Genomic DNA, 10270 nt, shown 5'->3' with positions numbered 1-10270 from the left:
GATGTTAAGGGTTAATAATGTTGTTGTTCAGGTATATTAAAGCATCTAACAATTTGTCGTATTTTTCATCATGAAAATAAGTCCCTATTTTGGTAAAGTACTTAGTCTGTCTGTTTTTAGGATCAGCTTGTAAAGCGTCGTACGCATATTGACCAAGAACATAAGCCGGACTTAATTGACCGATTCTTGAAGGCCTGTTTTCTAATAGGTCTTGATCCTTATTAAGTTTGATTTTAGTATCTGCCCAAGTCCTCGGATAGACGCTCAGTCTTGAGGATATCATAGTTGCAATGTTTCCATTTAGGTTATTGTTCACGCTATTGCCGGTTGGTATAGCAGGAAACAAAGTTTTTTCATCGTAAGTTGAGGGTACCGTTAAATGCAGGTAGGGTCTACCGAAGTTCATGGCTAATGTTGCTGTATTCTGTCCTTCAAAAACAAAAGGCAAGTTAGCCATGTAATAGGTATAATTAAATATTGGAGCCGGTACAGGACCAATTTGCACAACCAGTATTTGCTGTTCTTCCAGTTGTTCTATTGCGGCAGTTAATTGTTCAGAAATTGTACCACTGTAATATTTTACTCTTGCTGCTAAATTAGAGGATTCACGGTATTTATTGCAAAAAGTTCCCGCGTCAAAAATGGGGCCTTTAGTACCATATTTACCGGTATCGATTAGAGTTTTTAAAAGACCTAAATCAACATCATTGTTTTGCCCTGTTTGCTTTGTAGGTGAGAAACTAACAATTACTGCTTTTCTTTTATCTCCTCCGCTTCCGCTTTGTTGGTAGGATACCCCACAACACATATTAAAAAGAGCAAGTATGGGATCTATTGATGCTGTATTGATTCCGTAAAGAGGGGTTAGTAAAAAATTTTTGTCGGGTCCATATAAATCTAATAAGGCTGTAGTGAGTTTTACAGTAGCTAGCCATGAAGGTAATGCTAGAGGGAATTTTGCCCAGAAAACATCGTCCCTGGTTGGATCTTCAATATAGAAAGCTTGTTTATTAAAGTTTGTAATTTCCTGGTCTAAATTTACTACTGAGTCCGTTTCTTTAATGTAAATGACATTTTGACTGCCCGGTTCGTACCAATTGTAGGGTTGCAGTTCTATAATGTATTTTGCATTTAAATTAGTCAATGTTCGAACTGAATTATCGTATCCTCCGGTTAAAGCCAAATCACTTTCTACAGGATCTTCATTAAAAAATTTAAAATTAACAGTGACATTTCCTGTATTAGTAGAATTAGGTAATGTAATTGACTGGACATTGTCAGGATTAATAGGGAGGAGTACTTTTAGTTTATTAAGGGCATTTCTATTCTCATAAACGACCGTGTACACAGCATTACAACCTAATCGAATGAGATTAAAAAGGATGTTGATCGAGGAGGATTGATGTCCGAAGTTACGACTGTCCGCAATAAAAATTTTTACAGTTTGCAATGTGCTCAGATACTCTTGTACTTGTGCTTTGGCTATAGGAAAACGCTCATCATTTTCGTCACCAATGGACGCTATTAGGTCATTAAGATTTAGTGCCATATTTATTTAACTTTTTACGTAAGATCCGTACCAGCCCAAACTCTCAGGTTTTGCATTGGCAGCTGGATTGCCAAATAGCATAAAACAAATGTTCCCTCCCGGAGGAAAGGATAAACTGAACAATTCCAAAGCAATATTATTTATTTTCATCAGATAGGCAGTCTCTGTAGTACCCGTTGCTTTTTGTAACAGTATAGAACCAATATTTAATTTTAATACGCCTTGTAAACTAAAGGAAGGTGCTTGCGGATTTACACCCGGTAGTTTTACTCCAGCCCATGCACCATTTGCACCCACACACCACGCCATCATGAAGGTAGAGGTAAATCCGGCTGAACTTGCCAGTGAACCCAGTGTACCCATATTCAAGTTAAACACCAAAGCAAACCATTGACCACTTACACTTTGCTGTTGTTGTAAAGAAGGTATAGCTACATTAAGATATCCTTGAGAAGTTGGACTGTTGGTCGCATCTCCATTGGTAATACCGGACAATTGCAAAGGAAAATGAGAATACAAACTGTCTTTTCGTGGTGTACTTTGCCCCACATCAAATGCCATCTGACTAATGTCAAATACAAATGTTTTTGTAGTAGGAGTTTCCAACTGAAAGGTCAGATCTACATACATATTGGAGTAGGATAATCCTCTGAAATTATTTACTGTACTGTCCGGTTCGGATCCAAATGAAAACAAATCAAAACCCGACAGATCGTTAAAATTGATAAATCCCCAAAAAGAAAATTTAGCATTAACCGTAGTACTGGTTTCATCGTTTTGAGGAACTACCGTGACAAAGGCAGATTTTATAATTTCTACCTCTGTAATGATGTTGTTGTTTACCGGATTCAGAAGATTATCAGCTGTATTGGTAAAGGTGTAAGAAGGTACACCATTGCTGTTTTCGTAGGTTCCGGTAAGTATAATGAGATTGGCTCTGTTGGCGGCGTCAATTTTTTCTCCGAACAATTTATTAACGGTTAAAGCCAAATAACTGTTGTAATTGTATATTTTACTATTCGTAAAGACTATTTTTAATTGTAAAACCACAAAGTCATAATCAACAGCACCATTTATAGGCGCTTTTTCTTTGTAAACTATCGGATCTGATCCAAAACCTTCAAATGTCGGATCTTCATAATCGATCAGCGCAAACATCGAACTGGAATGTTTCATGGCTACCACGCCAGCCTCGTTGTTTACGATACTGATATCAATTCCAAAATGATGGGCATAAAATTTATCTAAATCAATACCTGCCAACAACCCCTGTAATTCTTTAGGGAAATCCTGTACACTGATGTCAACGCCAAGTGAAATTACACCTTGCCAATTGGGATCTGTGGCTATTTTGTGAAAATTATAGTAGTCATTATCGTGTTGTACGGTGTATTTATCCATCCCGTTTTGTATGTATTGTTGTAACCACATACTAAGGTTGGGCAGTCCGTTACTGCTTGTATCGTTAAAGGTGTCCGGTGAATTCCATCCCTGAATATTCTGAACTTTGTCGGTTAGTTTTCCATTGCAGAATTTAAAAATGATGACGTTTTTATACTTCCCATTGGTTGGTTCTTTAGGTACATTTAAGATAAAAGGCCATTCCGTAATTTCCATTTCATTACTAAAATTATCCAGCACATAAGTACCGTCACTCAGTTTTTCATTATAAGAAATAACAAGAAACAACTGATTCGATTGTAAAGCGGTTTGGAGTACGGAACTTGGCGGAGTAAACTGTAAATCAAATATTTTTGAAAGCACCCCTTTTGAGGTCAAAAATTGATTACTGGCCAGTTGCAAAGTGTTCCATTTTCCGGTTGCGGGGTCTACATTAACATAAAATCCTTGCGGACTAGTAGAGGATATACCGTCATTAGTTGCTCTGGAATTTAATAATCTGGCTGATGCAGGAGGGATATTTTGCGTACTCATTGCATTGGCAATAATAGCTTTTCTGGTAGGATTAAGAATCTGTTTTTCAAACAATGAAAAATCAACTTTCCCCGATGGCGTTGCCGTTGCGACCCCATAAGGTACCAAAGGAAAAAATATAGTAGCCGCTGCGTCCGACAATACGCCCGATCCCGTGGTAAGATGGCTAAACAAAGGAGAGTGCGAATCTTTATCCGGTGCGAATAAAGGTGATCCCTGAGGTTGTGCATGATATACTACCGGTATATTTTCTGTATTAGCCAATACAACACCGTTCCATGCTGTAATATAACTGTTAGCCAACCATTCCTGAGTGGTATTGCTACCAACCACATTTTGAGTAGTCTGAATAGGGAACTGGGGCGCAAATGCATTTTGGTTGGTCTGGTAGAAAAGCCAGTCCCCGGTACCTGTAATTACATTATTAATATCAATAAACTGTGGCGTAAAACTAACGGTTTCTGTAGAACCCAGTCCACACATTAATTGTACCTGTTTATTAGTGTCTATATTTTTCTGATATGATATGTCGAGCGTAAGTGATAAGCCTCCCTGAGGAACCATATACCAAACCGCATTTGGATCGTCTGGAGTTTGTTCACTAAATACTAACAGCGAACTGTTTGCTGTCGGATAGTTTAGAGAAGTATCGTGATTTATAAAATTAAAATAAGGGATTAAAGTTAAGGGATAACCAAAATTAGTCAGATAATAGGAGGGCAGTATGGTAATTGTTTTTAGTTGGGTATGCGTATTATAGGTTTGTCCTAAAAAAGCAAAATAGGTGTTTACTCCGGTTTTGTTTAATAAGTCGCAAGGATAGATACTGCCTTGCATGGTTACTAAGTCGTTCAAATTCCCATCTAGTAAAAGAGAATAAGTAACTCTCGTCAAGAGGCCATTGTTGGCATTATTATTAAAGCTGTATTGGTTGCTGAGATTAAAATTTCTAAAATCAGAGGAGGAATATAAACCATAGGTAAACCTGATGCGTCCTTGTCCAACTCCTGTTAATGGAATTTCGATAGTGCCCATAATCTCACTTTTAGAAGAGGGGGTATTAGGTAGGAAAGTATAATTATCACCGGATATGGTCATACTGTTATTGGTCGTATCCAAAGTCAGCGCAACACTGTTATTACTTACGAATAGGGTAGCATAATTATTTCCAAAATTATAATTAAGTCCCGTTAGAACAGTATAGTTTCCATTGGTGCCTCCTGTCAAAATCAGTTGAGTTGTATTGCTGGCAGTTAATGCTGTATTAGGATTTTCAAACCAAACAACCGATGCCGACTGATACGTTTGCAACGGACCAAGAAAGGTATATACATTACCTACAAACGTTGTAATGTCAATAGTTGGCGCATTCAAAGAAAATAAAAAATAACCATTGTAAGCGGACAGTTCGTCCAGGCCTATTGTGCCACTTTCGGGTCCTGTCACTCCTTTTGCCAAAAGATAAGCGAACCAATTAGTGTCCTTTGCAGCCAGATACAACGAAGTGTTGCCTGACGAAGTATTTGTGAATTGTAAGGTTGCCATAAATTCTACTTAGTAAGGTTAATGTTAAATTCCAAAAAATGGAAATTCCAAATTCCAAAAAATCTAAATTCTAAAAAACGAAAACTCTAAATTCCAAATTGCAGAATCTTCAATCTAAAGTCTTCAATCTAAAGTCTAAAATCTAAAATCAGAAATCTCTACTCATAAACATACCAGCCTACTAAATCACCTTTAAAAGGAAAGCTGGTGTTGTTAGCTTTAGCGGTGTAGGTCAGATCTGCTTTGAGGGTCGAAATTGACGGTGAAAAATTCAGAAAAATGCTGAGAGTTCCGCTAGTGGTGCTTTCTCCGGATTTTAAATCGAATTGGTAAATAGGATCAGTCGCAGTTAAAGAATGTATGCCTACCAAAACGGTAGCTAAATATAAAGTGCAGACTACAACAGTACCTTTTGAATCGATGGAGTACTCTATGGCCAAGTCACCAAAATAGCGCTCTCCGGAAGTTCCACATTCGACAATAGGCGGCGTTATTTCCTGCAAGGGTACCGTAGTGAGATCCTGAGCAAATGTCGCTATAGGAAATGCCATAAACGCACTTATAAGCAGCACTTTTATTAACGTATTTATAGTACAAGCTCGATTTCTGAATACTGTTTTTGATTTCATAACTCTATTTTGTCCCAGGGAATTACCGTGGTGTTTTTAATTAAGACCAGGCAGCAATTACTTTATCAAAAGAAATTCGATTATTATTCTGCAGATCTGAGACAAATCCGTGACAGGTAACTTGACCTGTATCTAGTGCGAATTGCGCTCTGAAAGTGATTAGCTCTATGTTAATTTTTAGTGATCCCACTACAAATTTTATATCTACGGCTTTTGACTGGACAGGCGAAAGCGTGACAGATCCTAGTGCTCCGACTGGAGGATCAGATGCTTGTAAGGAGGAGCCTGGTACGGAGTTCATTGCGCCTAATGAGGAAGAAAAAGTGGTAACAGATACTTCCATTCCATTTTCAATAGAAACGACAGTGGTTGATTTAATGTTATTCGTTAACATTATCTCTTGGGTATAAGGATAGGTTGCCATAATTTTGAGGAGTGATTTGAGGAAGTTTCCTGGGGTAATGTCAATATAGGAAGTATTGGGGCATACTTATAAATAGTACTTTTAATAGGTTATTTATATGTTAAAATTAGATTTTTATATGCTGTTCTTGGACTTTCTAAATCTTTTATCCCAGGAAATTACCCTGATATTTTAATTAAGACCAAGTAGCAATTTGTTTAGCAAAAGCAGTCTCGTTATTACCGTCTTGATCAGTTGCACGTCCGCTACAAGTAACCTGACCGCTGTCAAGTCCGAATTGTGCTCTAAAGCTAATAAGGTCTATTTGTAGTTTTTGTGCTCCTGCTTTAAACTCAACATTTGTAGCTGTTGGCTGTACAGGCGAAAGAGTGATTTTACCTAAATCTCCTGCTGGTGAAGTAAAAGTAGTAACAGATACTTGCATTCCTGATACAATAGATACTACAGTTGTTGCTTTGATGCTGTTAACTAACAGTGCATCCTGCGAATAAGGATAAGTTGCCATAATGAATTCGTTTGTTTGTTTTTCCTACTCATAAGGCTTTTCGGAATCCGCCTCGTTTTTTTAAGTGGGTTCTGACTCCACTGCTTTAAATTGTTGTACAATATTATGAAAAATCCGACTTTTGGTATCGAGTAGAAATACTTGTTTTTGAAGATATTGCGTAAATTTATGCCGTAATGTCCTATTTGTTATAAATGTTTGATTTTCTGAAAAATTTGTTTTTTTTGAATGTCAAAAGCACAAATACAAGTAGAAATACGGATATCCGCGCAGAGAAATTCCTTTAATTTTGCTTCTCTGAAAACCGAATTAAGTTTCATATAAAACCAAATAGCTATGACGGATTTTAATAAAAAATGGATGAGATACATTCCGGATCATAAAAAATTGAATGATCTTACCATTCCCGGAACTCACGACAGCGGAACATATCCGGCTTATGCTTCTAGTTTTTTAACCAAATGTCAGTCCATGACGATCACAGAGCAATTAAATACCGGAATTCGGATTAGTTAATACCGAAGAATTAAATTTCTTTTCTATTTTAGCGAACTAAAGCTACTGCTGTAAATACCGCTTAGTTTTATGGTATTTAGTGTTTTTTGAAGCAGTTTATCAATTTCGCAGCAGTTTTACGGGGATCCGAAACATAAAAATAGACAGATTTATAATGAAAGTATTTATAATTGACGCCTTCACAGACCAAGCGTTTAAAGGCAATCCTGCAGGAGTTTGTCTGGTAGAAAAGGAAATCAGTACCGCAACAATGCAAGCTATTGCCAGCGAACTCAATTTATCGGAAACCGCATTTCTGAGAAGATCCGAAACTAGCGATACAGACTATTCAATACAATATTTTACCCCAACCGTTGCGATCGATTTTTGCGGACACGCTACACTGGCAGCTGCGAAATTGGTTTTACATCATTTAAACAAACCCTTTGTAAATTTCACCACATTTCACAATCTAAAAGTACATGCCGGCAGCGAAGGTGAAAATATAAAAATGAAATTTCCCTTGTACGATGCCATCGACTATACTCCAAATAAAGAACTATATGAGGCGTTTGGTATTGACAATCCGATTGCAACAAAGTTTGCAAAAGAGTTAGACATGTTAATCATTGAAGTTTCAGACAAAACAACCTTAGAGAGCATTACTCCCGATTTTGCAAAGGCAATCCAATCTTCAGATGTTATAAAAGAAGTCGTGGTAACGGCAAAATCAGAAGATGCTGACTATGACTTCTATTCCAGATGTTTTTGTCCCTGGATCGGTATCAATGAAGATCCGGTTACGGGTGCTTCTCATTCTGTTTTAGCTAAATATTGGAGTCAAATTTTAGGAAAAACAGAAATGCGAGCCTATCAGACTTCAAAAAGAGGAGGCTTTATGCAACTTAAAATCTGTAGTAACACTGAACTTGAAGTGATCAGCAATGCCAAAATAATAGTGGAAGGAAAGCTAAATATAGACTAGAAAAAGGAAAGTTGTAAAGTCTCACGCAGATTTAGCAGATTAAACCAAAAAATCCGCACAATCTGCAGAATCTGCGTGAAAAAACACGTCAGCTTAGTAAAATAGCGCTTTATTCCAATGTCATTTAGGTAAACGATTATCAAAAAAAGTCTCACGCAGATTAAGCAGATTGAAAAAAAATCCGCACAATCTGCAGAATCCGCGTGAAAAGACATGTCAACTTAATAACATTGCGTTTTAGCCCAAAGTCACTAAGTAAAGGATTATCAAAAGAAGTACCACACAGATTTTAGCGTAATGAAATAAAAAAAATCCGTAGAACCCGCTTAATCCGCAGAATCCGCGTGCAAAAACATCCCAACTCAATAACATTCAGTTTTGGTGCAATCTGATTAAGTGAGGAATTATCAAAAAGGTTTCAGGTGTTTGTTGCCGATAACCTAAAGGATTAAAATAGGGTAGCACAAGATTATGAAGCCAAAAGATTATATTTGCGCTCTTTTTAAAAAGAATTAGTTAATATATCGACTAAGTTTTTTATTATCGAAGAAAGTCATGATCAAGTGAACCAAAATGGAAGTGAAAAAAGTGGAAGATGTAAAAGGAAACTGGACTAGTTGTCAGGAATGTCAGGGGCGTGGCAAAAAAAGCCAAAGACTCAGTAAAAAAGTGCGACTTCGCTACCAGTCAGAATTAGATCTTTTTGAAAAATCAAAAGGCGAGGGGACAGCTCCGGTGCGTCCTAAAGCCCATTTGATCCTTTGTTTAAAGTGTAACGGCTCGGGATTAGTTCGCTCTCCTGAGCCTCCAATAGTCGATACCGAAAACTATCCGCATGTTGCAATTATTGGTGGCGGTATCGGTGGAGTAGCTTTGGCAGTAGCTTGTTTGCACCGCGGAATTCCATTCACTCTTTTTGAACGTGACAATAGTTTTGATGAGCGCTCTCAGGGTTACGGGCTCACTTTGCAACAAGCCAGTAAAGCAATCGAAGGATTAGGTATTTTTTCTTTAGAGCAAGGAGTCATTTCCACCAGACATGTGGTGCATACTACAACAGGAAAAGTGATCGGAGAGTGGGGCATACGAAAGTGGCTGCAGACTGAAGAAAATACGTTTACAAAACGAACCAATGTGCATATCGCCAGGCAATCTTTACGTTTAGCCCTGTTAGAGCAACTCGGCGGACCGGATAAGGTACAATGGGGACATCAGCTTTTGGATTTTAAGCAAGCTGATGGCGAAGTAACTCTAAACTTTCAAGTTGAAGGGCAAATCAAAAACGTTAAAGCAGATCTTGTAGTGGGGGCGGATGGTATTCGAAGTTCAGTGCGAAAGATACTTATTGGGGAAGATAATAACCCTTTACGTTACCTGGGCTGCATTGTGATATTGGGTATTTGTCCTTTGGAAGCTCTTGAGAATCTCGATAGTTCTTTATTAGATTCCGCTACTGTATTTCAAACTGCCAATGGCAATGAACGAATTTATATGATGCCTTATGCGTCAGACTCGGTGATGTGGCAACTTAGTTTTCCAATGTCCGAAGAAGAGGCAAAGGAATTAAGCGCTCAGGGACCTCAAGCTCTTAAAGAAGAAGCATGTCGCAGAACACAATGGCACAGTCCAATACCTCAAATTTTAATAGCAACTAAAGCAGCACAAATTTCCGGTTATCCTGTATATGATCGCGAATTACTCGACTCCGAAACATTGGCAAAAGCCGGACAAGTAACATTAATTGGTGACGCAGCTCATCCAATGAGTCCTTTTAAAGGGCAGGGTGCCAACCAAGCTTTATTGGATGCACTTAGTCTGGCGAGAGGGATTACAAGAGGTTGTAGACCTTTGTCACAATGGCGAAAAGTCGGAGTGAGAGAAAGCGTCCTTACAGAGTTCGAAGCCGAAATGTTAGAACGTAGCGCTACCAAAGTAAAAGATTCAGCCGATGCGGCACAGTTCCTGCACTCCGAAATTGTACTTCATGAAGGTGATGAGCCAAGAGGAAGGTGCCTGAAAAAAAGTGATTCTTAAAGCCCGAGTTTAAAAACTATTTTTTAAATTAATTGAAGTGGCTAGTTGTTTTAGGTTTGAAATTAAACTACCTATACCTCGTTTCTGAATTATAATAATCAATAATTAAAATATTTGCAAAAGTATCCTTCTGAATAGCCTCCTGCTTTAGCTGGAGGATTAGTTCAAG

8 protein-coding genes are annotated in these 10270 nt (G+C 37.9%); 3 read left to right on the top strand and 5 right to left on the bottom strand.

Annotation, left to right across the window (positions count from 1 at the left end):
• Positions 1-4 precede the first annotated feature (4 nt).
• The 5 genes from ACHRV5_RS02515 to ACHRV5_RS02495 all read right to left on the bottom strand — a co-directional run bounded on the left by ACHRV5_RS02515 (position 5) and on the right by ACHRV5_RS02495 (position 6587).
• On the bottom strand, positions 5-1549 hold the full coding sequence (locus ACHRV5_RS02515; protein ID WP_395425625.1) for a hypothetical protein: 1545 nt from the start codon (positions 1547-1549) through the stop codon (positions 5-7).
• Positions 1550-1555: 6 nt separating this feature from the next.
• The gene (locus ACHRV5_RS02510; RefSeq protein WP_395425624.1) at positions 1556-5029 is read right to left on the bottom strand and encodes a hypothetical protein; all 3474 of its coding nucleotides are present in this window, start codon (positions 5027-5029) and stop codon (positions 1556-1558) included.
• Positions 5030-5187: 158 nt separating this feature from the next.
• Positions 5188-5658: a hypothetical protein gene (locus tag ACHRV5_RS02505; RefSeq protein ID WP_395425623.1), complete on the bottom strand. Its 471-nt coding sequence runs from the start codon at positions 5656-5658 to the stop codon at positions 5188-5190.
• Positions 5659-5698: 40 nt separating this feature from the next.
• Complete coding sequence (locus ACHRV5_RS02500; protein ID WP_395425622.1) at positions 5699-6082, bottom strand: hypothetical protein; 384 nt, start codon at positions 6080-6082, stop codon at positions 5699-5701.
• Between the two features lie 175 nt (positions 6083-6257).
• Positions 6258-6587, bottom strand: a complete 330-nt coding sequence (locus ACHRV5_RS02495; protein WP_047777496.1) for a hypothetical protein — start codon at positions 6585-6587, stop codon at positions 6258-6260.
• Positions 6588-6923: 336 nt separating this feature from the next.
• Between ACHRV5_RS02495 and ACHRV5_RS02490 the strand changes: the two genes are divergently transcribed.
• The 3 genes from ACHRV5_RS02490 (at position 6924) to ACHRV5_RS02480 (ending at position 10101) form a co-directional block, all read left to right on the top strand.
• Positions 6924-7103, top strand: a complete 180-nt coding sequence (locus ACHRV5_RS02490; RefSeq protein WP_395425621.1) for a hypothetical protein — start codon at positions 6924-6926, stop codon at positions 7101-7103.
• A 154-nt stretch (positions 7104-7257) separates the two neighbouring features.
• A complete protein-coding gene (locus tag ACHRV5_RS02485; RefSeq protein WP_395425620.1) occupies positions 7258-8067 on the top strand; it encodes a PhzF family phenazine biosynthesis protein in 810 nt (269 codons plus the stop codon).
• A gap of 573 nt (positions 8068-8640) precedes the next feature.
• Positions 8641-10101 (top strand): FAD-dependent oxidoreductase, encoded by a 1461-nt coding sequence (locus ACHRV5_RS02480; protein ID WP_395425619.1) that lies wholly within the window; start codon positions 8641-8643, stop codon positions 10099-10101.
• Positions 10102-10270: the final 169 nt, after the last annotated feature.

The sequence above is a fragment of the Flavobacterium sp. FlaQc-52 genome (genome assembly GCF_044007495.1).
Lineage (GTDB): Bacteria > Bacteroidota > Bacteroidia > Flavobacteriales > Flavobacteriaceae > Flavobacterium > Flavobacterium cupriresistens.
This window is presented reverse-complemented; position numbering and strand designations above follow the sequence as displayed.

Excerpts from the sequence above, each read along its gene's own strand:
- ACHRV5_RS02500 (WP_395425622.1), bottom strand. The coding sequence starts at position 6,082 with ATGGCAACCTATCCTTATACCCAAGAGATAATGTTAACGAATAACATT.
- ACHRV5_RS02505 (WP_395425623.1), bottom strand. The coding sequence starts at position 5,658 with ATGAAATCAAAAACAGTATTCAGAAATCGAGCTTGTACTATAAATACG.
- ACHRV5_RS02480 (WP_395425619.1), top strand. The coding sequence starts at position 8,641 with ATGGAAGTGAAAAAAGTGGAAGATGTAAAAGGAAACTGGACTAGTTGT.
- ACHRV5_RS02490 (WP_395425621.1), top strand. The coding sequence starts at position 6,924 with ATGACGGATTTTAATAAAAAATGGATGAGATACATTCCGGATCATAAA.
- ACHRV5_RS02495 (WP_047777496.1), bottom strand. The coding sequence starts at position 6,587 with ATGGCAACTTATCCTTATTCGCAGGATGCACTGTTAGTTAACAGCATC.
- ACHRV5_RS02485 (WP_395425620.1), top strand. The coding sequence starts at position 7,258 with ATGAAAGTATTTATAATTGACGCCTTCACAGACCAAGCGTTTAAAGGC.
- ACHRV5_RS02510 (WP_395425624.1), bottom strand. The coding sequence starts at position 5,029 with ATGGCAACCTTACAATTCACAAATACTTCGTCAGGCAACACTTCGTTG.
- ACHRV5_RS02515 (WP_395425625.1), bottom strand. The coding sequence starts at position 1,549 with ATGGCACTAAATCTTAATGACCTAATAGCGTCCATTGGTGACGAAAAT.